Source organism: Kitasatospora sp. NPDC127067, from assembly GCF_042724755.1.
Classification (GTDB): domain Bacteria; phylum Actinomycetota; class Actinomycetes; order Streptomycetales; family Streptomycetaceae; genus Kitasatospora; species Kitasatospora lactacystinica.
Genome location: NZ_JBHXEM010000002.1, coordinates 100,211 through 123,078, shown reverse-complemented (window position 1 = coordinate 123,078; position 22,868 = coordinate 100,211). Strand labels below are relative to the sequence as shown.

The following is a 22,868-nucleotide window of genomic DNA, read 5'->3' as shown; positions in this document are numbered from 1 at the left end:
CCCGGCCGAGAGTCGAATACTTGCGGCCCTCAATGGCGGGCCGAGGATCGCAAACTAGGAGAGCAGGGAAGCCTGATGGCGGAGCTTACGATCCGTCCGGAGGAGATCCGGGACGCGCTGGCCGACTTTGTCCAGTCGTACCAGCCGGACGCCGCTTCTGTGGAAGAGGTCGGCACGGTCACTGACGCGGCGGACGGCATCGCGCATGTCGAGGGCCTGCCCTCGGTCATGGCGAACGAGCTGCTGAAGTTCGAGGACGGCACGCTCGGCCTCGCGCTGAACCTCGACACCCGCGAGATCGGTGTCGTCGTCCTCGGTGAGTTCGGCGGCATCGAAGAGGGCCAGACCGTGCGCCGCACCGGCGAGGTCCTCTCGGTTCCGGTCGGCGACGGCTACCTCGGCCGCGTCGTGGACCCGCTGGGCAACCCGATCGACGGCCTGGGCGACATCGCCGCCACCGGTCGCCGTGCCCTTGAGCTGCAGGCCCCCGGCGTCATGGCCCGCAAGTCGGTCAAGCAGCCGCTGCAGACCGGCATCAAGGCCATCGACGCGATGACCCCGATCGGCCGCGGCCAGCGCCAGCTGATCATCGGTGACCGCCAGACCGGCAAGACCGCGGTGGCCGTCGACACGATCATCAACCAGCGCGACAACTGGCGCTCGGGCGACCCGGAGAAGCAGGTCCGCTGCATCTACGTCGCCGTGGGCCAGAAGGGCTCCACCATCGCGTCCGTCCGCGGCGCCCTGGAGGAGGCCGGCGCGCTGGAGTACACCACCATCGTGGCCGCTCCCGCCTCCGACCCGGCCGGCTTCAAGTACCTCGCCCCGTACACCGGTTCGGCCATCGGCCAGGAGTGGATGTACGACGGCAAGCACGTCCTGATCATCTTCGACGACCTGTCGAAGCAGGCCGAGGCCTACCGTTCCGTCTCCCTGCTGCTGCGCCGCCCGCCGGGCCGCGAGGCCTACCCGGGTGACGTCTTCTACCTGCACTCCCGCCTGCTGGAGCGCTGCGCCAAGCTGAACGACGCCCTGGGCGGCGGCTCGATGACCGGTCTGCCGATCATCGAGACCAAGGCCAACGACGTCTCGGCGTACATCCCGACCAACGTCATCTCCATCACCGACGGCCAGTGCTTCCTGGAGTCCGACCTGTTCAACGCCGGCATCCGCCCGGCCGTGAACGTCGGTATCTCGGTCTCCCGCGTCGGTGGCTCCGCCCAGATCAAGGCCATGCGCTCGGTCGCCGGCCGTCTGCGTCTGGACCTCGCCCAGTACCGTGAGCTGGAGGCCTTCGCCGCCTTCGGTTCCGACCTGGACGCGGCCTCCAAGGCCCAGCTGGAGCGCGGTGCGCGCATGGTCGAGCTGCTGAAGCAGGGTCAGTACCAGCCGTTCCCGGTCGAGGAGCAGGTCGTCTCCATCTGGGCCGGCACCAACGGCAAGCTGGACGACGTCCCGGTCGCCGAGATCCGCCGCTTCGAGCGCGAGTTCCTGGACCACGTCCGCCTGCAGCACAAGGACCTGCTCGCCGGCATCGTCGAGACCGGTCTGCTGGCCGACGGCACCGTCGACGCGCTGACCAGCGCGATCGAGGCCTTCAAGCAGGGTTACCAGACCGCTGACGGCAAGCTGCTCTCCGAGCAGGCCTGAGTCCGGTAGCGAGGGAAAGGACGTAACGACCCATGGGAGCACAGCTTCGGGTCTACAAGCGCCGGATCCGCTCTGTCACCGCGACGAAGAAGATCACCAAGGCGATGGAGATGATCTCCGCGTCGCGCATCGTCAAGGCGCAGCGCGCGGTGGCCGCCTCCACTCCGTACGCCGATGAGCTCACCCGGGCGGTGACGGCGGTGGCCACCCGGTCCAACGCCAAGCACCCGCTCACCACCGAGAACCCGAACGCCAAGCGCGCGGCGGTCCTGCTGATCACGGCGGACCGCGGCCTGGCCGGCGGCTACTCGACCAACGCCATCAAGGCTTCGCTGGTGCTCGCCGAGCGCCTGCGGTCCGAGGGCAAGGACGTGGTGGCGTACATCATCGGCCGCAAGGGCGTCTCGTACTACACGTTCCGCGGTCTGGCGATCGAGGGCTCGTGGACGGGATTCTCGGACAAGCCGACGTACGGTGACGCGAAGACCGTGGCGGCCGACCTGATCGAGGCCTTCACGGCCGAGACCGGCGGTGTGGACGAACTCCACCTGGTTTCCACCGAGTTCGTGTCGATGCTGACGCAGAACGCGGTCGAGGCGCGGCTGCTGCCGCTGAAGCTGGACGAGGTCCAGCTCAGCGACCAGACGCCGGCCAAGTCGGAGATCTTCCCGCTGTACGACTTCGAGCCGTCGGCGGAGGGCGTCCTGGACGCCCTGCTGCCGCGGTACGTCGAAAGCCGGATCTACAACGCGCTGCTGCAGTCGGCCGCTTCCGAGCACGCCGCCCGCCGCCGCGCGATGAAGAGCGCGACGGACAACGCCGGCGAGCTCATCAAGTCGCTCACGCGGCTTGCCAACTCGGCCCGTCAGGCCGAGATCACCCAGGAAATCAGCGAGATCGTCGGCGGTGCCAACGCCCTCGCCGACGCTAGCCGCGGGAGCGAATGAGTATGACCACCACTGTTGAGCCGACCACGGCGACGGGCCGCGTCGCGCGGGTCATCGGCCCGGTCGTCGACGTGGAGTTCCCCGTCGACGCGATTCCGGACATGTACAACGCCCTGCACGTCGAGGTGGACAACCCCGACGGCACGGGCAAGAAGACCCTGACCCTCGAGGTCGCCCAGCACCTCGGCGACGGCATGGTCCGCGGCATCTCGATGCAGCCGACCGACGGCCTGGTCCGTGGTTCGCAGGTCTCCGACACCGGTGCGGCGATCTCCGTCCCGGTCGGCCAGATCACCAAGGGCAAGGTGTTCAACGCCCTCGGTGACGTGCTGAACGTCGACAAGGACGAGTTCGAGTCGCAGGTCCAGGTCCGGTGGCCGATCCACCGCAAGGCCCCGGAGTTCAAGGACCTCGAGTCCAAGACCGAGATGTTCGAGACCGGCATCAAGGTCATCGACCTGCTCACCCCGTACGTCACGGGTGGCAAGATCGGTCTGTTCGGTGGTGCCGGTGTCGGCAAGACCGTTCTGATCCAGGAGATGATCTACCGCGTCGCCGAGAACTTCGGTGGTGTGTCGGTGTTCGCCGGTGTCGGCGAGCGCACCCGTGAGGGCAACGACCTCATCGACGAGATGGTCGACTCGGGCGTTCTGGACAAGACCGCGCTGGTCTTCGGCCAGATGGACGAGCCGCCGGGCACCCGTCTGCGCGTCGCGCTGTCCGCGCTGACCATGGCGGAGTACTTCCGTGACGTCGAGAAGCAGGACGTGCTCCTCTTCATCGACAACATCTTCCGGTTCACCCAGGCCGGTTCCGAGGTGTCGACCCTGCTCGGCCGCATGCCCTCCGCGGTGGGCTACCAGCCGAACCTGGCCGACGAGATGGGCCTCCTGCAGGAGCGCATCACCTCGACCCGCGGTCACTCGATCACCTCGATGCAGGCGATCTACGTCCCCGCGGACGACCTGACCGACCCGGCGCCGGCCACCACCTTCGCCCACCTGGACGCGACGACCGTTCTGTCGCGCCCGATCTCGGAGAAGGGCATCTACCCGGCCGTCGACCCGCTGGACTCCACGTCCCGCATCCTCGACCCGCGGTACATCGCGCAGACCCACTACGACACGGCCATCCGTATCAAGGGGATCCTGCAGAAGTACAAGGACCTCCAGGACATCATCGCGATCCTCGGTATCGACGAGCTGTCCGAGGAGGACAAGGTCACGGTGCACCGTGCCCGCCGCATCGAGCGCTTCCTCTCGCAGAACACCTACGTGGCGAAGCAGTTCACCGGTGTCGAGGGTTCGACCGTGCCGCTGTCCGAGACCATCGAGGCCTTCAACTCGATCGCGGACGGCAAGTACGACTCCGTCCCGGAGCAGGCCTTCTTCATGTGCGGTGGCATCGAGGACCTCGAGAAGAACGCCGCCGAGCTGGCGAAGAAGTAATCGCGGCCGGTAGCAGCTGTGCGTGACCGTGAGGGGTGGCCCCCGAGCCTGGGGACCACCCCTCGCGGCACATCGGCTGTGATTCCGGTCAAATCCGTGCCGCCGGTTTCATGCCGGAGGCGCGGGGCCGTTATTCTTACCGAAACTCCCGAGTAATCGGGCGTTGCATGAGCCTAGGAGCCCACGTTGGCTGAGCTGCACGTCGAGCTGGTCGCAGCCGACCGCAAGGTGTGGTCCGGTGCGGCCACCATCGTCGTCGCCCGTACGGCCTCCGGTGACACCGGCATCATGCCGGGCCACACCCCGGTGCTGAGCGTGCTGGAGACCGGTCCGGTCACCATCCGCACGGTGGACGGCGGCACCGTGATCGCCGCGGTGCACGGCGGCTTCATCTCCTTCGCCGACAACAAGCTGTCTCTGCTCGCGGAGATCGCCGAGCTGGCGGACGAGATCGATGTCGCGCGTGCCGAGCGCGCACTGGAGAAGGCCAAGTCGGACCTGGACGAGCACGCCGAGCGGCGCGCCGAGGTCCGTCTGTTCGCGGCGCGCGGCCTCAAGGCCCACGTCTGAGTGCGCCGGACCCCGGCTTGGCGGGGTCGACCGACGGTCCCGGGGACGCGTGAGCGTGACCCCGGGACTGTCGTCGTAGTTGGTAGGTCAGCGCGGTCGCTTGATACGACCGCTACGGGGAACGCGGGTAGCGAGGAGGTGGGTGAGCATGGTCCTCGCGCTTGTGGTGTGTGCGGCGGTCGTGGCCCTGGGTGTGATCGGGCTGATGGCCTTCGCCGTCCGGCGCCGCCTGATCCAGCGGGTCGGCGGCACCTTCGACTGCAGTTACCGGCTCAAAATGCCGGCCGACGCCTCGACGCAGCCCGACCTCGACGAGAACGGCAAACCCACCTCAGCCCCGGTCCCCCCGACCGACGGCAAGGGGTGGGTTTTTGGTATCGGCCGGTACAGCGGTGACTCGATCGAGTGGTTCCGGGTCTTCTCGTACGCCCCGCGCCCGCGCAAGGTGCTGCCGCGCCGGGAGATCGAGGTGCTCGGCCGGCGCTACCCGGAGGGCCAGGAGGAGCTGGCGCTGCTGTCCGGCTCGGTGGTGCTGCGGTGCCTGCACAACGGTTCGCCGCTGGAGCTGGCGATGAGCGAGGACGCGCTGACCGGCTTCCTGGCCTGGCTGGAGGCGGCCCCGCCCGGCCAGAGGGTGAATGTCGCGTAGCGACGGGACTCCCGGACGGGGGTGCCCCCGGCCGGAGGCCGGGGGAGGGTCGATGTCGCGCAGCGGCCTGCCGACACGCCCGGGGACCTTCCGAGGCGGGGTTAACGGCGCCTAACCCGGCGGCTACTCTGGCCGCATGGTCAATCTGACGCGCATCTACACCCGTACCGGCGATGACGGCACCACCGCGCTCGGCGACATGAGCCGGACCAGCAAGACCGATCCGAGACTGGTCGCGTACGCGGACGCCAACGAGGCCAACGCCGCGATCGGCGTGGCCCTGGCCGTCGGTGAGCTGCCGCAGGACATGACGGCGGTGCTCGTCCGGGTCCAGAACGACCTGTTCGACGTCGGCGCCGACCTGTCCACCCCGGTGGTGGAGGACCCGAAGTACCCGCCGCTGCGGGTGCTGCAGTCCTACATCGACCGGCTGGAGACGGACTGCGACGAGTACCTGGCGCGGGTGGAGAAGCTGCGCAGCTTCATCCTGCCCGGCGGTACGCCCGGGGCGGCCCACCTGCACCTGGCCTGCACGGTGGTGCGGCGGGCCGAGCGCTCGACCTGGTCGGCGATCGCGGAGCACGGTGACAGCGTCAACCCGCTGACCGCGAAGTACCTCAACCGGCTGTCCGACCTGCTGTTCATCCTGGCCCGGGTGGCCAACAAGGAGCGCGGGGACGTGCTCTGGGTCCCGGGCGAGAACCGCTAGGAACATGCCGAAGGCCCGTCCTCGGACTGCTCCCCCGTGGGAGTCCGAGGACGGGCCCTCGACGGCTCAGGGCCGGTCGGCCGGGGCGCTGCCGGCGAGGGTCTTCCCGGTGACGACCCGGCCGTCCTCGACCGTCACGCCGGCCGGCGGCTGCTTGGGCCAGAGCGAGTAGCAGCCGGCCACGATCACGTTGACCACGGCGGCGATGCCCAGCTTGAGGTACCACTGGAGGAAGGTGCCGAAGTGGGCGGAGCCCGCGGAGAGCGGGACGAGCAGGGTGATCAGGCTCAGCGTGACCGCGGCGGACACGACGGTCCGGCCGGCGATCTGCCACTCGTACCTGGTCCGCTCCGGCCCGTACTTGGGCGAGGGCAGCGGCTTGGGGCCGCCGGCGAAGCGGTGCAGGAAGTGCCGGTCGGCCCAGCGGACCAGCGAGGGGCCGTAGCCGATCGAGAAGCCCGCGTAGCTCGCGGCCAGGGCGTGCGTCCAGCTCGCGGTGGCGCCGCCGCGCAGGTCGAGGACGGTGAGGGCGTACAGGGTGAGGTCCACCACCGGCAGGCCGACCAGCAGCGCGGTGCTGGTGCGGCGCCACCGGAGGAGGTAGCGGGCGGTCAGCCCGAGGCCGAGCAGGATCCAGAAGGAGATCTCGGCCGCGACGATGAGGGTGACGATCACGTTCTGCTCCCGGACGTTTCGGTGGTGCTTCCAGCCTCGTGCGGTGGGCGTGCCGCTGTCGTCGTCGCGCGGTGCCGTACCGGCCTGCACCTTTCGATGTAGCGGGCTCCTTCGTGGACCGGAGCCGGGCCGGCCGCCGGGGATGATGAGATGGGGACGTGCCCCTCCCGTTCCCCGCGCTCCCCCCGCGCCGACAGGACCAGCTGATCGCCCTCGCCGGGCTGCTCGGCGGTGCGGTGCTGATCGCCTTCGGGGTGTACGACCGGGCCGACCGGGTGCCGCTGTGGGCGGTGGTGCCGCCACTGCTGGTGATGGCCGGGCTGGAGCTGGTCCGGCGGACCAGGCCGGTGCTCGCGGTGTCGCTCGGCGGGCTGGCCTTCGCGGCGAGCGTGTTCGCCGGCAACCTGGTGGCCACGCTGATCATGTACACCGACCTGCTGTACGCGGCGGTGATCTACGGCACCCCGCGGATGTCCCGGGTGCTGCACCTGTCCGGCGGGGCCACGGTGCTGGCACTGTCCACCCTGGCGGCGGTCTACGGCGGCACCTCGTTGGCGCTGCTGATCGTGGTGGTCAGCACACTGGTCTTCCTGGGCCCGGTGTGGAGCGGCGACGTGGTGCGCAAGCACCGGCAGGAGGCGGAGGCCGAGCGGCTGCGGGCGGAACAGACCGCGCTGCTCTCGGAGATGGACCGGCGTGAGGCGATCGGCGCCGAACGGGCCCGGATGGCAAGGGAGTTGCACGACGTGGTGGCCAACCACCTGTCGGCGATCGCGATCCACGCCACCGGTGCGCAGTCGGTGGCCCGGCGCCGGGACCTGCCCCAGGACGATCCCCTGGTGGAGGTGCTGGCGGTGATCCGGGAGAACAGCGTCCAGGGATTGGCCGAAATGCGTCGGATGATCGGACTGCTCCGGGACAGTGGCGGGGGAGAGGTGGACGAGTCGTACGCGGCCCCCGACCTGGCCGCGGTGGACGCCCTGCTGGCCAAGGCCCGGGCGGCCGGCCGGGACGTCGGGCTGGACTTCGAGCTGGACGAGCGCGGCGAGCGCGGGGAGGTGCCGGTGCCGGTCGGGCTGGCCGCGTACCGGATCGTCCAGGAGTCGCTGACCAACGCCCTCAAGCACGCCGGGCCCGGACTGGTCAGTCTGCGGCTGGAGTTCGCGCCGGAGGAACTTCGGATCTCGGTCGACAGCCCGTACCGGGGCGGTCCGGGCCGTGAACTGCCCGGTGCCCGGGCCGGGTTGGTGGGCATGGCGGAACGGGCCGGGCTGCTCGGAGGCAGCTTCGAGGCCGGGCCGAAGGACGGGTACTGGAGCGTGCGCGCGGTGCTGCCGCGCGCCCAGGGGAACGAGGGGCGGGCATGACGATCCGGGTGCTGGTGGCGGAGGACCAGGCGGCGGTACGCGCGGCGCTGGTGATGATCCTGCGCGCCGAGCCGGAGTTCGAGGTGGTCGGGCAGGCCGCGGACGGCGAGGAGGCCGTCCGGCTGGCCCTGGAGCTGCGGCCGGACGTGGTGCTGATGGACGTGCAGATGCCCCGGCTGGACGGCGTCTCGGCGACCCGCGAGGTGGTCGCCGCCGGGGCCGGCCAGGTGCTCGTGCTGACCACCTTCGACCTGGACGAGTACGTCTACGGCGCGCTGCGGGCCGGCGCGTCCGGGTTCCTGCTCAAGGACCTGGAGGCGGACACCCTGATCGAGGGCATCCGCACGGTGGCGCGCGGGGACGGGATGCTGGCGCCCTCGGTGACCAGACGGCTGATCGGGGCCTTCGCCCGCCCCGAGCGGCCGGTCGGACCGGAGGCCCGGGCCGCGGTGGGGACGCTGACCGGCCGCGAGCGGGAGGTGCTGGCCTGCATCGGGGCCGGGATGTCCAACGGGGAGATCGCGGCCCGGCTGGAGATGGCGGAGGCGACCACCAAGACGCACGTCAGCCGGATCCTGGCGAAGCTGCGGCTGCGCAGCCGGGTGCAGGCGGCGATCCTGGCGCAGGACCTCGGACTGACCGTCTGATCACCTGTTTTAGGTCGGTTGCAGATCACACTCCCGATTGCTATTGCACGGGGGATTTGGGCATTAGAGTCCCGGAAAAACGAGCGATGCGGCTCTCTGGCGGCGACCCCTGCCCTGAGCCGCCTTCAGGGCCCGCCCGCGGGGCGGCGACGGCATCGGGAGACCCAGCCATGAGCAATGCGTCCAGCAAGCAGATCGCCGTGATCGGTGCCGGCCTGATGGGCGCCGGCATCGCCCAGGTGTCCGCGCAGGCCGGTCACCCGGTGGTGCTGCGGGACGTCACCGAGGAGGCGCTCCAGCGGGGCCTGGCCGGCATCCGCGCCTCCTACGAGAAGTTCGTCGCCAAGGGCAGGCTGAGCGCCGAGGACGCCGAGGCCGCGCTGGGCCGGATCACCATCACCACCGACCTGGGCGCCGTCGCCGAGGCCGACATCGTGGTCGAGGCCGTGTTCGAGAAGCTGGAGGTCAAGGAGGCCGTCTTCCGCGAGCTCGACAAGCTCGCCAAGGACGGCGCCGTACTGGCCTCCAACACCTCCGCCATCCCGATCACCCGGATCGCCGCCGCCACCGGGCGCCCGGAGTCGGTCGTCGGCGTCCACTTCTTCTCGCCCGTCCCGATGATGAAGCTGGTCGAGCTGGTCCGCGGCTACAAGACCAGCGACGAGACGCTGGCCACCGCCCGCGCCTACGCCGAGGGCGTCGGCAAGGAGGTCGTGGTGGTCAACCGCGACGTGGCCGGCTTCGTGACCACCCGCCTGATCACCGCGCTGGTCGTCGAGGCCGCCAGCCTGTACGAGTCGGGCGTGGCCACCGCCGAGGACATCGACACCGCCTGCCGGCTCGGTTTCGGCCACGCGATGGGCCCGCTCCAGACCGCCGACCTGACCGGCGTGGACATCCTGCTGCACGCCGCCCGCAACATCTACACCGAGACCCAGGACGAGAAGTTCGCCGCGCCGGAGATCATGGCCCGCATGGTCACCGCCGGTGACCTGGGCCGCAAGAGCGGCCGCGGCTTCTACCCGTACGAGGGCAAGTGAGCCGGCAGGGCTGAACGACCGGCCGGGCCGTGCGATCGGAGCATCGTACGGCCCGCCCCGCAGGGCCGGGTGAGTTTCCTCACGCCGGGTGCCGCAGACGGGTGATTTGGGCGGTAATCGAGCGTAGGTGTGGGGCCGACCTGCGTATATTCCCTCGGACGGGTGAAGTTGCTTCAGATCTGGCCAAAACCAGCAACCTGCGGAGCCGGTTCACCGTCAGATGAGGGAACCCGGCATTCCGCCCGGGTCCGGGTGTGGGGCTTCGGCCCGCCCGTATGCACCCCCCGCTCCCGCTCCCGGCACGGCCGGGGCGGACCCGCCCCGCACCAGGCCGTCCAGGCGAAGGAGGAGAGCATGCGCATCACCGGCGACCACACGGCGCTGGCCATCGAAGGCCGCCTCGACGTGCGCACCGCCGCCGACGCGCGGGCCCGGCTGCACCAGGCCGTGGACGGCGGCCTCGGCGACCTCGTACTCGACCTCGGCCGGCTGGAGTTCTGGGACGCCACCGGGCTCGGCGTGATCATGGGCACCCACCGGCGGGCCGGCCGGATCGGCCGCCGGCTGGTGCTGCGCTCCGTCCCGGCCCAGCTGCAGCGGCTACTGGTGGCCACCAAGCTGCACCGCATCCTGGCCGTCGACGGCGCCGCCGAGGCGCACGGGTTCGCTCTCTAACTCCCGCGGCCCCACGGCCCCCACCGCGCCGCGCGCCGGGACCGTGCGCCTGCGCACCCCCGGTCCGTCCGCGCAACGCCCCTGGTCAGCGCCGCGGACCGGCCGTCGGCCACGGACCGCTCTGCACGGCCGGGGCCGGATGTGCAAGAGTCTGCCCGTCAGAAGACGGCCGCCGGGGCTGCCTCCAGCCCGGCCGCGGCCGCCACCGGGACGTCAGCCGGGCGGCGCGGGGCGCCGACGGCCGAGCACGATGCGGAGCAGAACGTGGCACAGCCATCCGGGGAGTTCCGGCAGGAGGCCGTTCGCACCCGCGGCGGCGAACTGGTCTCCGGCGCCCTGCTGGTGGGCGTCGGCGCCCCGGACGGCTCCGAGGCCAGGACCTGTCCCGAGGAGTGGCGGCCCCGTCCGCGCCGGACCGGACGCAGCGAGCCCGCCCGCGGTCCGGTCGGCGGCGTCGGCCGCGCGGTCGGCCCGCTCGCGCTCGGCGCCGGGCCCGCCGATCTGCCGATGCTCGACCGCGAGACCGACACCGCAGAACTGCTCGCCCTGCTCGCCGAGGGCCGCTCGATACGCCTGGTCGGCCAGGCCGGCTCGGGCCGCAGCGCGCTGCTGTCGGCCGTCGCCGAGGCCGCCGCCGACCTCGCCCCCGACGGCGTGGTGCAGCTCTGCGGCCACCGCCGGACCGGCGCCGACCTGCTCCAGGACCTCTTCGCGGCCACCCACCACGCCCCCGGATACCGCCCCGACCCCGGGCAGTTGGCCTTCCACCTCGCCGAGGTCGGCGCGATCGTGGTGATCGACGCCGCCGAGCCCTCCGGCGCCGAGCTGGAGGAACTGCTCGCCGCCGCCCCCGGCTGCGCCTTCCTGATCTCCGCCGCCCCGGACGGCCCGCCGCTGCCCCCCGGCTCCCGGCTCCAGGACCACCTGGTGGCCGGACTCTCCCGCTCCGCCTGCCTGGCCCTCACCGCCCGGCTGGCCGGGCGGCCGCTGGACGTCACCGAGAAGGCCTGGGCGGTGGACCTCTGGTTCGAGTCCGAGGGCCTGCCGCTGCGCTTCGTCCAGGCCGCCGCGCTGCTGCGCCAGCGGGACGTCGCGGTGGACGCGCTGGTGGCCGCCGAGGACGACCGGATGGACGTCTTCGGGGCCGTCGACGAGCCCGTCCACGACGAGGACCCGGCGATCCGGGAGAACGCGCTGCGGCTCACCGTCCCGCTGCCCTCGGTGGCGGAGACCGCCTCGCCCGCGGTCCGGCTCGCCGAGGGACTGAGCGAGCCCGCGCAGGCCGTGCTGCGGCTCGCCGTCGCGCTCGGCGGCGAATGCCCCACCGCGCCGCACCTGCCGGCGCTGATCGACGTCGGGCAGGGCGAGGCCGCCCTCGCCGAACTCGCCGACGCCGGACTGGCGGTGTCCATCGGCGGGCACCACCGGCTGACCGCCGGCGCGCTCGACCTGCTCCTCCCGCACTGGCCCGCCCGGGGCTCCGTCGACGGGGCCGCCCAGCACTTCGCCTGGTGGGTGGGGCACAGCTCGGTGACGCTGGAACAGGTCGCCGCCGAGGCCGAGGTGATGGTCGGCGTGCTGCTCGCCGACCGCACCGCCGGACGGCACGACGCGGTGGTCCGGCTCGCCCGGGCGGCGGCGCCCGCGCTGGCGCTGTCGCTGCGCTGGGGCGCCTGGGAGCGGGTGCTCCAGCTCGGTCTGGAGGCGGCCCGCCGCACCGGTTCGGCGGTCGACCAGGCCTGGTTCCACCACGAGGCGGGCGTGCACGCGATCTGCGTCCGGCAGTCCTCCCGGGCCGTCGCCGAACTGGAGACCGCGCTGACCCTGCGGGCCGCCGCGGGCGAGCAGCGCGGGGTGGCCGCCGCACGCCGGATGCTCGACCTGCTGCGCGCCGAGGGCCGGCAGCTGCCGGCCGCCGCGCCCGTCGCGGCGCCCGGCCGCGCCCCGGTGATCCGCAAGATCGCGGCCCGGGTGCCGGCCCGCCTGAAGTCCAGCAGGCGCCGGCGGGCGGCCGTGGTCTCCACCGCGGTGCTGACCCTGGGGGTCCTCGGCGCGGCGGTGGCGATGAGCTTCAGCGGGCCGGAGGAGGTCAGGGGGAAGGACCCGCACAACAACGGCCGGCTGGACGGCGGCGGCACCCAGGACCCGCCGTTCCCGCAGCAGTCCGGCAGTGCCGGGCCGACGACGGCCGGTGCCGGGCCGGGCGGTGCGCCGACGCAGGGGAGCAGCCCGGCGCCGTCCGCGAGCGCCAGTGCCTCGCACTCGCCGAGCGCCTCGCCGACGAGGAGGCCGAGCTCCTCGCCGGGGGCGGGCGGGTCGCAGGCCCCGCAGCAGCCGCCCGTACCGGGCCAGCAGCCGTCGGGGCCGAACCCCGGCGGTCCGGGCGCGGGCGGCACCGGCGGAGGCGGCACTCAGCCCGGTGGCGGCGGCACCGGCACCTCGCCGTCGCCGGAGCCGTCCACCACGACCGCCAAACCGAGCCCGTCGTCGAGCGGCTCGGCCGGTCCGACCGGCACGTCCAGCCCGTCGTCCAGTCCGTCCTGAGCGGTCAGAACAGCTTGAGCTTGTCGTCGTCGATGCCGCGCAGCTCGTCGTAGTCCAGCACCACGCAGCCGATACCGCGGTCGGTGGCCAGGACGCGGGCCTGCGGCTTGATCTCCTGCGCGGCGAAGATGCCCTTGACCGGGGCCAGCAGCGGGTCCCGGTTGAGGAGTTCGAGGTAGCGGGTGAGCTGTTCGACGCCGTCGATCTCACCGCGGCGCTTGATCTCGACGGCCACCGTGGCGCCGTCGGCGTCGCGGCAGAGGATGTCGACCGGGCCGATCGCGGTGGGGTACTCGCGGCGGATCAGCGACCAGCCGGCACCGAGCACCTCCATCCGGTCCGCGAGCAGCTCCTGGAGGTGTGCCTCCACGCCGTCCTTGATCAGGCCGGGGTCGACCCCGAGCTCGTGGGACGAGTCGTGCAGCACCTCCTCCAGCGTGATGATGAGCTTCTCGCCGGCCTTGTTCTCCACCGTCCAGACCCCGTCGGCCTCCTTGAGGGCGCACGGCGGGGACATCCAGTTGAGCGGCTTGTAGGCGCGGTCGTCGGCGTGGATGCTGACGCTGCCGTCGGCCTTGACCAGGATCAGCCTGGTGGCGGAGGGCAGATGGGCGGAGAGCCGACCGGCATAGTCGACTGAGCAGCGGGCAATTACGAGACGCACGGTCGACCACGCTAGCCCACCGGGGCCAGTTGATGCGATTCCGCGACGGCTGGGTGAAGAAAGCGCGAACCCGGCCAACATGGAGGTCCTGCGGTCCCGCCACCGCCCCGTCGAGGTCTGGCGCCCCCACCCTCAAGTCGCTACGGTGTGTGACGGCACGCTCGCGGGATCGCTGTCAACGGGGATGGAGACTTCAGATGAACGATCCGACGGGATCCGGCCAATCCGGTGCACCGCAACATATTTCCGAAGCAATCCGCAGGAATGACCGGCCTGCCGCGCCGTTGACTGCCACGCTGTTCTGAGCGCGTTCGGTATCCAGGACGTCACGTCCCGTGGTGCCGCCGCTGTCGCGAAGGTGCCGGAAACCCCTGTCCCTCGGTGTTCCGGACACCCCATGCGAATCCGCCACCCTCACTGTGAGCTTGACCTACGCACGACCACCCGGGCGCCGCGCGGGTGGACCGCGAGAGGAGAATCCATGTCGCTCGACGTCTCACCGGCCCTGCTGGAGAAGGCCGAGCGGGGCGAGGTCGACGAGCGGGAATTCGTCGACTGCGTCCGCGTCTCTCTGCCCTACGCCTGGGACCTGATCAGCTCGCTGGTCGCCCAGGCGAAGGTCGACGGCACCGACTTCGCCGACAACCAGGTGCCGCCGCCCAGCGAGCAGGCCCGCGGCCAGCTGCTGCGCGCGCTCGCCAGCGACGCCATCCGGGGCGCTCTCCAGCGCCACTTCGGGGTTCGGCTGGCCTTCCAGAACTGTCACCGGGTCGCGGTGTTCCTGCCGTCGGACGCCAACGAGGCGCGGTACGACCGCTTCACCTCGGTCCGGGAGCAGCTGCTCAACCAGTCCGAGGAACTGCGGGACTGCTGACCCCGCCGTAGCCCGCTGCGGCGCCGGCCGCCCCCGTCCCCCGGTGCGGGGGGAGGGGCGGCGGCCCGGGCCCGTCCCCCCACCCGGTACGTCCCCCCGCCGGGCCTGTCCTCCGCCGGGCACGTCTAGCCCAGCTGCGGCAGCACCTCCGAGCCGAGCCGGGCGATGTTGTCCAGGGTCGCCTCCTGGTCGCCGCTGCCCTCGGCGAGCAGGGCGAAGCGCCGGATGCCGGTGCGTTCGGCGGTGGCCAGCAGCCGGTCGGCGCACTGCCGCGGGGTGCCCACCGCGTGCAGGTCGCAGAGCAGCTCGGTGTACTGGCGCGGATCGCGCATCTTGCGCTCGCGGCCGTCCACGGTGCGGTGGGCGCCGAGCCCGTACTCGAACCAGCCGGGCATCGCGTTCAGCAGCGTGGACCGGGCCGCCGCGGCGCGGTCGTCGACCTGGGCCACCCCGGCCGCGACGTGCTGTCGGCCGATCCGGCGCAGCTGCTCCTCGCCGCGCCCGGCGGCCAGCCAGGCGGTCCGGTACAGCTCCAGCATCCGCAGCTTGTCGTCGTCCCCGGAGTGCATGCCGAGCAGCATCGGCAGGCCGCGCTCGGCGGCCAGCCGCACCCCGCCCGGCGAGGTGCAGGCGACCACCACCGGCGGCCCGGCCACCGGCCGTCCGGAGGCGGTGAGCTCCTCGCCGAGGCCCTCGTCGTCCCGGCGCTGGCGCGGGAAGCGCACCGGGCCGGTCCGCCCGCCGAGGCCCAGCCAGCTGCTCAGGCCCGGCCGTCGCACCGGTTCGGTGGCCCGCGGCACCACGGCGACCTCGGGGAAGGCGAACTGCGGGCCGTCCGCGCCCACCCGGGAGCCGCGCAGCCAGCGCAGCAGCAGGTCCAGCCGCTCCGGGAAGCCCTTCTCGAAGGCGTCCACGCCGCCGCCGAACACGTCCAGGTCGATCCACGGCCCGCCGCGGCCCACCCCGAGCGTGAACCGTCCGCCGGAGGTGAGGTGCAGCAGCGCGGCCTGCTCGCCGAGCCCCACCGGGTGGCGGGTGGAGAGCACGCTGACCGCCGTGCCGACGCCGATCCGGCGGGTGCGGCCGAGCAGCATCGCGGCGAGCGTGGCGGCGTCCGGGCAGACCCCGTACGGCACGAAGTGGTGCTCGGCCAGCCAGACGCTGTCCAGCCCGGCGCGTTCGGCCTCGACGGCGGATTCGACGGTGCGTTCCAGCGCCTCGCCGTGGCTCTGCCCGGGGAACTGCGCGGACAGCAGGAACAGGCCGACCCGCACCGGACCGGTGGACGGCGGCAGCGCGCCCGTCCGCTGGGGCGCCGGCAGCGGCCGGCCCACGACGGCCGTGACCGGGGGGACGGACGTCAGCGTCGGACCGGGGGCGACCGGCCGGATCCCGACGGGCCGGCCGCTCTCGGCGCGGGCGCTGGTCTTGCTCATCGTTGGGCCTCCTCGGGTGCGCGCAGGGTCTGCGGGCCCCGCCTTCTCCCCTTGTGGGTATCCGATGTCATGTGCCAATGGCACGCGGAACTCCCGATTTCCCCGATGATCGGGTGGATCTCGGCAAAAACGCCGAAGTGCCGGACGGAGCCGTGGTAGTGGCCGTGCGGGGGCCCGCCCGGCCGTAGGCTGGAACGATCCAGAGCCCAGGAGGAGAGGGAGTCCGCCGTGTCGCCGCGCCGCAACCGGATCAAGAGCGCCGCCCCGCACGAGAGCGCAGAGCCGACCGCCCCGGCCGGCGGTTCGCTGCGCCGCACCGAGAGCTACCAGGGCGAGGACTGGGTGGTTCAGACGGTCGCCGGGACGGCGGGGCGGTTCTACCGCTGCCCGGGCTGCGACCAGGAGATCCCGCCGGGGGTGGGCCACGTGGTGGCCTGGCCGCAGTACGGCGCGGGAGTGGACGACCGGCGGCACTGGCACCGCGCCTGCTGGGGAGCGCGGGAGCGCCGGGCCTCCAACGTCCTGCGAGGCCGCGGCGCTCCGCGGTACTGACGGGTCCGGCCGGGTCCCGCTAGGCGTCGCGCTTCTTGAGCACCAGCGCACCGCCGACCAGTGCCGCGGCCGTCCAGGCGAGGCAGATCAGGAAGCCGGTCCACGGCCCGTACGGCTGGCCGTGCTGCTCGTACACCAGCAGCATCCGCGAGCCCGCGTAGTCGGGGAAGTAGTGGGCCAGGGTCTTGACCTTCGGCACCGCCGAGAGGATCGGCGAGAGCAGGAAGAAGAACGGCACCAGCACGCCGAGCGCGAGCGTCTGGTTGTGCAGCATCGTGGTGACGCCGGCCGAGAACAGGCAGAGCATCGTCAGGTACAGCGCGGCCCCGAACACCGCCCGCAGCACGTTGGGCTCGCCGATCGTGGTGGAGTGCGTGCCGAGCAGCGACTGGCCGACGAAGAAGGTGACGAAGGCCGTCACCAGCGAGACCGCGAGGGCGAGGGCGCCGAGCACCGCCGCCTTGCCGGTGAGCAGGGTGGCGCGCTGCGGGACGGCGGCCAGGGTGACCCGGATCATGCCGCTGCTGTACTCGTTGCCGATCGCCAGCACGCCGAAGACGATGATCGCCAGCTCGCCGAGCATGATGCCGGAGAAGGACGTCCCGGTGGCGTCGAACGGGGACAGGTCGTCGCGGCGGAACTCGGTGAAGTTGTTGTTGGTGAGCAGGGACAGCAGCGCGCCGATGCCGACCGTGACGACGAAGGTCAGCGCGAGCGTCCAGACCGTCGAGCGGACGCTGCGGATCTTCGTCCACTCGGAGCGGAGGATCGCCGGGAAGGACGCCATCTCAGTTCTCCTCCTGCCGTGCGGTGGTGGTCGGCCGGGCGCCGTCCGCCCTCCAGCCGGCGCCCCACTCGGTGGGCGCGCCGGCCGCGTCCCGGCCCGGTCCGTCGCCCGCGTGGTACTCCACCGAGTCGGCCGTCATCTGCATGAAGGCCTCCTCCAGCGAGGCCTGCTGCGGGCTGAGCTCGTGCAGCACCACGCCGTGCCCGGCGAACAGCTCGCCGAGCCGCGCGATGTCCCCGTTGACCACCTCGTGGGAGCCGTCCGGGCCCGGCTCGGGCCGCAGGCCGGCCTCGGCCAGCACGTCGAGCAGCCGCTCGGGCTCCGGGGTGCGCAGCCGTACGGCGGAGCGGGAGTTGCGCCGGATGAACTCCGGCATCGGCAGGTCGGCGAGCAGCCGGCCGCGGCCGATGACCACCAGGTGGTCGGCGGTGACGGCCATCTCGCTCATCAGGTGGGAGGAGACGAAGACCGTCCGGCCCTCGGTGGCGAGGCGTTTCATCAGGTTGCGGATCCAGAGGATGCCCTCCGGGTCCAGGCCGTTGACCGGCTCGTCGAACATGACGATCTCCGGGTCGCCGAGCAGGGCGGAGGCGATGCCCAGGCGCTGGCCCATGCCGAGCGAGAAGCCGCGGGCCCGCTTGCGGGCGACCGGGGTGAGGCCGACCAGGGCGAGCACCTCGTCCACCCGGCGCACGGGGATGCGGTTGCTCTGGGCGAGCCAGAGCAGGTGGTCGCGGGCGGTGCGGCCGGGGTGGACGGCCTTGGCCTCCAGGAGCGCGCCGATGTACTTGAGCGGCTCGCTGAGCTGGCCGTACCGTCTGCCGTCGATGGTCACTCGGCCGGCGGTCGGGCGGTCGAGGTCGAGGATCATGCGCATGGTGGTGGACTTGCCGGCGCCGTTCGGGCCGAGGAAGCCGGTCACCACGCCCCGAGGGACCTGGAAGCTGAGCCGGTCCACCGCGAGCGTCTTGCCGTAACGTTTTGTCAGGTCGTGCAACTCGATCATTCGCGCTCCCTCACTTCCTTGCCAGGCTAGGACAAAGGGGGTATCGCGGCCCGCTGAGTGGGCCCGCCGGGCGTGCCGGAATAGGTTGGACGCATGACCCAGCTCCCCTCCGCAGTGTCGGTCCGCGAGAGCGGTACCGGAACACCACTCGTGCTGCTGCACGCCTTTCCGTTGAACGCCTCGATGTGGTCGTCCCAACTGGACACGCTGCCCGGCCTGACCGGGGACGAAGCGCGCGTGCTCGCCCCCGACCAGCGGGGGTTCGGCGGCACTGTGCTGGGCGCCGACGAGCCCTCGCTGGACCCGGTCGCGGACGACCTCGCGCTGCTGCTGGACGCGGCCGGGATCGAGCGCGCGGTGGTCGCCGGGCTCTCCATGGGCGGCTACGTGGCGCTGGCCTTCGCCCGCCGCCACCCCGACCGGCTGGCCGGCCTGCTGCTGGCCAACACCCGGGCCACCGCCGACTCCGACGCGGTACGGGCCAACCGGGAGCGGATCGCCGCCGCCGTCACCGCGCGGGACAGCGTGCGGCTGCTGCTCGACGAGCAGGTCGCGGCCGGGCAGCTCGGGCCCGACTCGCAGCACCTGGTGGAGCGGGTGCAGGCGATGGTCGCCGCCGCGCCGCCGGCCGCCGTCGCCTGGGCCCAGCGGGCCATGGCGGCCCGCCCGGACGCCCTGGACGTCCTGGCCGCCCTGCGGGTGCCGGTCTCCGTCGTGGCGGGCGCCCAGGACGCCCTGGTGGCGCCCGAGGAGGCCGAGCCGATGCTGCGGGCCCGGCCGGACGCCGAGCTGACCGTCCTGCCCGGGGTGGGCCACCTGAGCGCCCTGGAGGCGCCCGAGGCCTTCGACGCCGTCGTGCGCACCCTGCTCGCCCGGGTGGCCGCCGGATGAGCCAGGAGAGCCAGGACGCGGCGGCCTGGGACTTCTCCGCCCTGGAGGTCACCGGCCGGATGCCCGTGACCAACCGGGGCGAGGGCCTGGTCGAGCTCACGCTGGAACCGCTCGGCGAGGACTACTGGATGCGCCCGGGGGAGACCTTCATCGTCACCTCGTACGGCGACTACGGGCCCGGACACCCCTTCGAGGTGCAGTACTGGCCGGACTCGGTGTCGGTCTGGTGCACCTCCTGGTTCGGCACCGTCTCCGACGACGAGGGCAACCAGCTCAGCAGCGGCTACCAGCGGCCGGACGGCGCCTACCCGAGGTGAGGGCCCGCGTCCGACCGGCCCGGAAGCGCCCGGCCCGCGCCCGCTCGGGACGGTGACGGCGCGAAAGCCGACAGGCCCTCACCCGGGTGGGTGAGGGCCTGCGGTGCCGCCGGGGCCTGCGTGCGTCAGCGCGACTGCTGGGCGGGCACGCCCAGGGTGTCGTCGGTCGGCAGCGAGGCGGCGGCCACGGCCGCGCCGGTCAGCGTCGCCAGCATCTCGCGGACGTTGGTCAGCTGGGCGTTGATGCTGTCGCGGCGGTTGGTGAGGGCCGCCAGCTCGCGCTCGGATTCGCTGCGGATGCGGTCCGCCTTGGCGTTGGCGTCGGCCACGATGTCCTCGGACTGGCGCTGGGCCGTCTCGACGGTCTGGCGGGCGCGGCGCTCGGCGTCGGTGCGCAGCTTCTCGGCCTCCAGGCGCAGCTGCTCCGCCCGGTGCTCGATCTCGGCCAGGCGCTTCTCGGCCTTGGCCTGACGGGCGGCCAGGTCCCGCTCGGACTGCTCGCGGCGCTTGGCCAGGTTGGTCTCGAACTCCAGCGCGGCCTGGGCGGCCTTGGTGCGGGTGTCCTCGAAGAGGGCGTCCGCCTCCTCGCGCTTGTTCTGGGCGTCCTTGTTGGCCTCGGCGCGCAGCTGGGCGGCGTCGCTCTTGGACTTGTCGACGATCCGCATCCCCTCGTCCTCCGCCTTGGCCTTGCGGTCCTTGGCGTAGTTCTCGGCCTCGGAGCGGACCTGCTGGGCGGCGGCCTCGGCCAGCTCGCGGTGCTGCTCGGCGGCGCGGTGCGCCTCGTCGCGCAGGTCCTTGGCCTCCTCCTCGGCGAGTCGCAGGATCTTCTCGACCCGGGCGCCGAGACCGGCGTAGGAGGGCTCCTGCTCCACGACCGCCGCCTGGGCGGACTGGGTCTCCAGGTGGAGCTCCTCGATGCGCTTCTCCAGCGCACTGATCCGGGTCAAGGCACTGTCACGGTCGGCCACCAGCTTGGTGATCCGCTCGTCGACCTGGGCGCGCTCGTACCCACGGCGCACCAGGTCGAAGCCGTGAGGGGAGTGACTGTCGCTCATGGGGTTCTGGGCTTCCTGTCGTCAAACCGCTGAGGTGGTTGAGGGAATCCTGACACGGTACCGGAGTGTCGACGGCGATATGCCGTTCTCTCACGGACAATGACCGCCAATGTCCGCTCAATCGGGTGGTGCGCTCTTGGAGCGATTGCCACCCGACCGGGGGGAGCCAACTCCGGCACCGGCCTTGGCGCCCCCGTCCTTCTTGGTGCTGCTTCCCCCGTTGGCCTGGGCGACCGGCGCCGGCGCCTCGAACGCCTCCAGGGCGGACAGCACGTCCTGGACCCTGGAGATCTCGGTGTTGATGTCCTTGCGGCGGCGCACCAGTTCGTCCAGCTCGCGCCGGCCCTCGTCGGTGACCCGCTTCGCCTCGGCCGTCGCCTCGGCGAGCAGCCGCTCGGCCTCCGCCTTCGCCAGCTCGATCTGCTCGTCCGCGGCCTCGTCGGCGTCCCGCAGCCGCTTCTCCGCCTCGGTGGAGGCCCGGTCCAGCCGCTCCTCGGCCTCGCTCTCGGACGACCGCAGCTTCGCCTCGGCCTTCTCGATGAGCGACTCGGCGCGGTCCGTGGAGTTGGCGAGCTTGGTCTCCGCCTCCTTCAGCAGGCCCTCCGCCTTGCGGACGGCCGACAGCCGGACCTTGCTGGCCTCCGCGGACGCCTCCGAGGTCAGCTCGCTCGCGCGGTCCTCGGCCGCCGCGACCAGCGCCGCCGCGCGGTCCTCGGCCTCGGCGACGGTGGCCACCGCCTGCTCCTCGGCCTCGGTCAGCTGCTCCTGGGCGGCCGTCACCAGCGCGTCCACCCGCTCGCCGGCCGACTTCATGGCCGCCGCGTTCTCCTTGCGGGCGCGCTCGTGCAGGGCCTCGACCTCGGCGTCGGTGCGCTCGCGCAGTTCCTCGGCGCGCTCGCGGATCGCCGTCGCGTCCCGGCGGGCCTCGGCGAGCAGGGCGTCCGCGTCGGAACGGCCCTTCTCGACCTCGGCCTGACCGGCCGCCTCGCCGGCGGCGACCAGCCGGCCGGCCTCCTTGCGGGCGGCGGCGACCATCGCGTCCGCCTGCTCCTCCGCGGCGGCGGTGGTCGCCAGCGCGGTGGTCTGGGCGTCCTCGCCGAGCGCCTCGGCGTCCGCGAAGGCCTTCTCCAGGACGGACTGGGCGTGCTCGCGGGTGGCCCTGTCGAACTGCTCGGCGGCCTCCCGGGTCTTGGCGTCGTAGTCGTCGGCGCGGGAGCGGGTGGCGGAGTCGTACTCGTCGGCCAGGGTGCGGGTGGCGAGGGCGTACTCCTCGGCCTCGGCCCGCAGACCGGCGGACAGCTCCTCGGCGTCGGCGATGCCGCGGGCACCCTGGGCCTCGGCCTCGGCCACCGTCCGGGCGGCCTGCGCCCCGGCGTCGGCGCGCAGCTGCTCGGCGGCCTCCTGGGCGGCGCGCAGCTCGGCCTCGGCGTCCGCGCGCAGCTGCTCGTCGTAGGCCAGGGCCTCGGCGCGCTGCCGGCCGAGCTCGTTCTCGGTGGCCTCCCGCTCGGCGGCCAGCTCCAGCTCGGTCTGCTCGCGCAGGGCGGTGGTCTCGGCCTCCGTACGGGCCCGCAGGTCGGCGGTCTCGCGGTCGACGAGCTCGCGCCGCTCGGCGCTCTCGCGCTCCACCAGGCTGCGCAGCTCGGCGGCGTACGCGTCGGCGGACTCCCGCTGCTCGGTGGTCTCCCGCTCGGCGAGGACGCGCAGCTCGGTGGCGTCCTGCTCGGCGGCCTCGCGGACCTCGGCGGCCTCCTGCCCGGCGGCGGCCCTGAGCGCGGCGATCTGCTCGGCGGCGGCCTCGTGCATGCCCGCCACCGCCTGGCGGACCTCGGCGGCCTCCTCCTCGGCGACGGCCACCAGCTCGGCGCCCTCGGCCTTGGCGGCGGAGATCAGCTCGGCGCGGTCGGCCTTGGCCTGCTCCAGCTCGGCGGTGGCCTCGGCCCGGATGCCGTCGGCGGTGGCGCGGGCCTCGGACAGCTCGCGGCCGGCCTCGGCCCGGACGGTCGAGGCCTGCTCGTTGGCCAGGGCCAGCTCGGCGGCGGCCTTCTCGCGAGTCGCCTTGGCGTCCTTGGCGGCCTCGGCGCGGCGCTGCTCGGCGGTGGCCTCGGCGCGCTCCAGCGACTCCTCGGCGGCGGTGCGCTGCTCGGCGGCGAAGGTGTCGGCCTGCTCGCGGACGTCGGCGGCGTAGGTGTCGGCGGCGGTGCGCTGCTCGTCGGCGTAGGCGTCGGCCTGCTCGCGGACCTCGGTGGAGTGCTGCTCGGCGGCCTCGCGGACCTGGGCCGCGTGCTGGTCGGCCGCCTCGCGGACCTCGGCGGTCTCGGCCGCGGTGCGCTTGGTGAGGTCGGTGGCGTGCTGTTCGGCCTCGGTG

At 72.7% G+C, this 22,868-nt stretch carries 21 protein-coding genes and 1 pseudogene; 15 read left to right on the top strand and 7 right to left on the bottom strand.

The genetic code is table 11. The annotated features are described in order from the left end of the window. The first annotated feature begins 75 nt into the window (after positions 1–75). The 6 genes from atpA (at position 76) to ACFWJ4_RS01670 (ending at position 5,973) form a co-directional block, all read left to right on the top strand. Positions 76–1,650, top strand: coding sequence for a F0F1 ATP synthase subunit alpha (gene atpA, locus ACFWJ4_RS01695; protein WP_359899956.1), 1,575 nt, complete (start codon positions 76–78; stop codon positions 1,648–1,650). A gap of 32 nt (positions 1,651–1,682) precedes the next feature. Continuing rightward, a complete protein-coding gene (locus ACFWJ4_RS01690; RefSeq protein WP_359899954.1) occupies positions 1,683–2,597 on the top strand; it encodes a F0F1 ATP synthase subunit gamma in 915 nt (304 codons plus the stop codon). Between the two features lie 2 nt (positions 2,598–2,599). Next, complete coding sequence (atpD, locus tag ACFWJ4_RS01685; protein ID WP_359899952.1) at positions 2,600–4,045, top strand: F0F1 ATP synthase subunit beta; 1,446 nt, start codon at positions 2,600–2,602, stop codon at positions 4,043–4,045. 186 nt (positions 4,046–4,231) lie between these two features. Beyond that, entirely contained in the window at positions 4,232–4,615 is a 384-nt protein-coding gene (locus ACFWJ4_RS01680) for a F0F1 ATP synthase subunit epsilon (protein ID WP_280676020.1), read from the top strand. A 148-nt stretch (positions 4,616–4,763) separates the two neighbouring features. Next, complete coding sequence (locus ACFWJ4_RS01675; RefSeq protein ID WP_359899950.1) at positions 4,764–5,264, top strand: DUF2550 domain-containing protein; 501 nt, start codon at positions 4,764–4,766, stop codon at positions 5,262–5,264. Between the two features lie 136 nt (positions 5,265–5,400). Further along, on the top strand, positions 5,401–5,973 hold the full coding sequence (locus ACFWJ4_RS01670; RefSeq protein WP_359899948.1) for a cob(I)yrinic acid a,c-diamide adenosyltransferase: 573 nt from the start codon (positions 5,401–5,403) through the stop codon (positions 5,971–5,973). A gap of 66 nt (positions 5,974–6,039) precedes the next feature. Here ACFWJ4_RS01670 and ACFWJ4_RS01665 read toward each other — a convergent pair whose 3' ends face one another. Then, complete coding sequence (locus ACFWJ4_RS01665) at positions 6,040–6,738, bottom strand: hypothetical protein (protein ID WP_380538223.1); 699 nt, start codon at positions 6,736–6,738, stop codon at positions 6,040–6,042. A gap of 68 nt (positions 6,739–6,806) precedes the next feature. On the opposite strand from ACFWJ4_RS01665, the gene ACFWJ4_RS01660 reads away from it, so the two are divergent. The 5 genes from ACFWJ4_RS01660 to ACFWJ4_RS01640 all read left to right on the top strand — a co-directional run bounded on the left by ACFWJ4_RS01660 (position 6,807) and on the right by ACFWJ4_RS01640 (position 12,921). Continuing rightward, complete coding sequence (locus ACFWJ4_RS01660) at positions 6,807–8,015, top strand: sensor histidine kinase (protein WP_380538221.1); 1,209 nt, start codon at positions 6,807–6,809, stop codon at positions 8,013–8,015. After that, positions 8,012–8,662: a response regulator gene (locus ACFWJ4_RS01655; RefSeq protein ID WP_380538219.1), complete on the top strand. Its 651-nt coding sequence runs from the start codon at positions 8,012–8,014 to the stop codon at positions 8,660–8,662. The genes ACFWJ4_RS01660 and ACFWJ4_RS01655 overlap by 4 nt, the downstream gene beginning before the upstream one ends. 170 nt (positions 8,663–8,832) lie before the next feature. Further along, complete coding sequence (locus ACFWJ4_RS01650) at positions 8,833–9,702, top strand: 3-hydroxyacyl-CoA dehydrogenase family protein (protein ID WP_380538217.1); 870 nt, start codon at positions 8,833–8,835, stop codon at positions 9,700–9,702. Between the two features lie 354 nt (positions 9,703–10,056). Further along, positions 10,057–10,377 (top strand): STAS domain-containing protein, encoded by a 321-nt coding sequence (locus ACFWJ4_RS01645; protein ID WP_359899939.1) that lies wholly within the window; start codon positions 10,057–10,059, stop codon positions 10,375–10,377. A 264-nt stretch (positions 10,378–10,641) separates the two neighbouring features. Continuing rightward, entirely contained in the window at positions 10,642–12,921 is a 2,280-nt protein-coding gene (locus tag ACFWJ4_RS01640; protein ID WP_380538215.1) for an ATP-binding protein, read from the top strand. Between the two features lie 4 nt (positions 12,922–12,925). Here the strand turns inward: ACFWJ4_RS01640 and nucS are convergent, their stop codons facing one another. After that, on the bottom strand, positions 12,926–13,585 hold the full coding sequence (gene nucS / locus ACFWJ4_RS01635) for an endonuclease NucS (RefSeq protein WP_359899935.1): 660 nt from the start codon (positions 13,583–13,585) through the stop codon (positions 12,926–12,928). Positions 13,586–14,066: 481 nt separating this feature from the next. Here nucS and ACFWJ4_RS01630 point away from each other — a divergent pair, with 481 nt between their 5' ends. After that, a complete protein-coding gene (locus tag ACFWJ4_RS01630; protein WP_359828614.1) occupies positions 14,067–14,459 on the top strand; it encodes an SCO5389 family protein in 393 nt (130 codons plus the stop codon). Positions 14,460–14,584: 125 nt separating this feature from the next. On the opposite strand, the gene ACFWJ4_RS01625 is transcribed toward ACFWJ4_RS01630, so the two are convergent. Further along, positions 14,585–15,733, bottom strand: a complete 1,149-nt coding sequence (locus tag ACFWJ4_RS01625) for an LLM class flavin-dependent oxidoreductase (RefSeq protein ID WP_380538273.1) — start codon at positions 15,731–15,733, stop codon at positions 14,585–14,587. A gap of 390 nt (positions 15,734–16,123) precedes the next feature. Here ACFWJ4_RS01625 and ACFWJ4_RS01620 point away from each other — a divergent pair, with 390 nt between their 5' ends. After that, positions 16,124–16,447, top strand: coding sequence for an ATP/GTP-binding protein (locus ACFWJ4_RS01620; RefSeq protein ID WP_380538214.1), 324 nt, complete (start codon positions 16,124–16,126; stop codon positions 16,445–16,447). A gap of 19 nt (positions 16,448–16,466) precedes the next feature. On the opposite strand, the gene ACFWJ4_RS01615 is transcribed toward ACFWJ4_RS01620, so the two are convergent. Beyond that, positions 16,467–17,234, bottom strand: a complete 768-nt coding sequence (locus ACFWJ4_RS01615; RefSeq protein WP_359899931.1) for an ABC transporter permease subunit — start codon at positions 17,232–17,234, stop codon at positions 16,467–16,469. Between the two features lies 1 nt (position 17,235). Then, positions 17,236–18,240, bottom strand: a complete 1,005-nt coding sequence (locus ACFWJ4_RS01610; protein WP_380538212.1) for an ATP-binding cassette domain-containing protein — start codon at positions 18,238–18,240, stop codon at positions 17,236–17,238. Positions 18,241–18,333: 93 nt separating this feature from the next. On the opposite strand from ACFWJ4_RS01610, the gene ACFWJ4_RS01605 reads away from it, so the two are divergent. After that, complete coding sequence (locus tag ACFWJ4_RS01605; RefSeq protein WP_380538210.1) at positions 18,334–19,131, top strand: alpha/beta fold hydrolase; 798 nt, start codon at positions 18,334–18,336, stop codon at positions 19,129–19,131. After that, entirely contained in the window at positions 19,128–19,448 is a 321-nt protein-coding gene (locus tag ACFWJ4_RS01600) for a hypothetical protein (protein ID WP_224283203.1), read from the top strand. Before ACFWJ4_RS01605 ends, ACFWJ4_RS01600 begins: the two co-directional genes overlap by 4 nt. 125 nt (positions 19,449–19,573) lie before the next feature. Here ACFWJ4_RS01600 and ACFWJ4_RS01595 read toward each other — a convergent pair whose 3' ends face one another. Together ACFWJ4_RS01595 and ACFWJ4_RS01590 are read right to left on the bottom strand one after the other, a co-directional pair. Then, positions 19,574–20,503, bottom strand: coding sequence for a cellulose-binding protein (locus ACFWJ4_RS01595; protein WP_359899925.1), 930 nt, complete (start codon positions 20,501–20,503; stop codon positions 19,574–19,576). Between the two features lie 117 nt (positions 20,504–20,620). Then, positions 20,621–22,868, bottom strand: a pseudogene (locus tag ACFWJ4_RS01590) (hypothetical protein); the annotation flags it as partial.

What these genes read in the sequence shown, in the direction of transcription:
- atpA (WP_359899956.1), top strand. Translation starts at nt 76, where the DNA reads ATGGCGGAGCTTACGATCCGTCCGGAGGAGATCCGGGACGCGCTGGCC.
- ACFWJ4_RS01690 (WP_359899954.1), top strand. Translation starts at nt 1,683, where the DNA reads ATGGGAGCACAGCTTCGGGTCTACAAGCGCCGGATCCGCTCTGTCACC.
- atpD (WP_359899952.1), top strand. Translation starts at nt 2,600, where the DNA reads ATGACCACCACTGTTGAGCCGACCACGGCGACGGGCCGCGTCGCGCGG.
- ACFWJ4_RS01675 (WP_359899950.1), top strand. Translation starts at nt 4,764, where the DNA reads ATGGTCCTCGCGCTTGTGGTGTGTGCGGCGGTCGTGGCCCTGGGTGTG.
- ACFWJ4_RS01670 (WP_359899948.1), top strand. Translation starts at nt 5,401, where the DNA reads ATGGTCAATCTGACGCGCATCTACACCCGTACCGGCGATGACGGCACC.
- ACFWJ4_RS01655 (WP_380538219.1), top strand. Translation starts at nt 8,012, where the DNA reads ATGACGATCCGGGTGCTGGTGGCGGAGGACCAGGCGGCGGTACGCGCG.
- ACFWJ4_RS01650 (WP_380538217.1), top strand. Translation starts at nt 8,833, where the DNA reads ATGAGCAATGCGTCCAGCAAGCAGATCGCCGTGATCGGTGCCGGCCTG.
- ACFWJ4_RS01645 (WP_359899939.1), top strand. Translation starts at nt 10,057, where the DNA reads ATGCGCATCACCGGCGACCACACGGCGCTGGCCATCGAAGGCCGCCTC.
- ACFWJ4_RS01630 (WP_359828614.1), top strand. Translation starts at nt 14,067, where the DNA reads ATGTCGCTCGACGTCTCACCGGCCCTGCTGGAGAAGGCCGAGCGGGGC.
- ACFWJ4_RS01615 (WP_359899931.1), bottom strand. Translation starts at nt 17,234, where the DNA reads ATGGCGTCCTTCCCGGCGATCCTCCGCTCCGAGTGGACGAAGATCCGC.
- ACFWJ4_RS01610 (WP_380538212.1), bottom strand. Translation starts at nt 18,240, where the DNA reads ATGATCGAGTTGCACGACCTGACAAAACGTTACGGCAAGACGCTCGCG.
- ACFWJ4_RS01605 (WP_380538210.1), top strand. Translation starts at nt 18,334, where the DNA reads ATGACCCAGCTCCCCTCCGCAGTGTCGGTCCGCGAGAGCGGTACCGGA.
- ACFWJ4_RS01600 (WP_224283203.1), top strand. Translation starts at nt 19,128, where the DNA reads ATGAGCCAGGAGAGCCAGGACGCGGCGGCCTGGGACTTCTCCGCCCTG.
- ACFWJ4_RS01595 (WP_359899925.1), bottom strand. Translation starts at nt 20,503, where the DNA reads ATGAGCGACAGTCACTCCCCTCACGGCTTCGACCTGGTGCGCCGTGGG.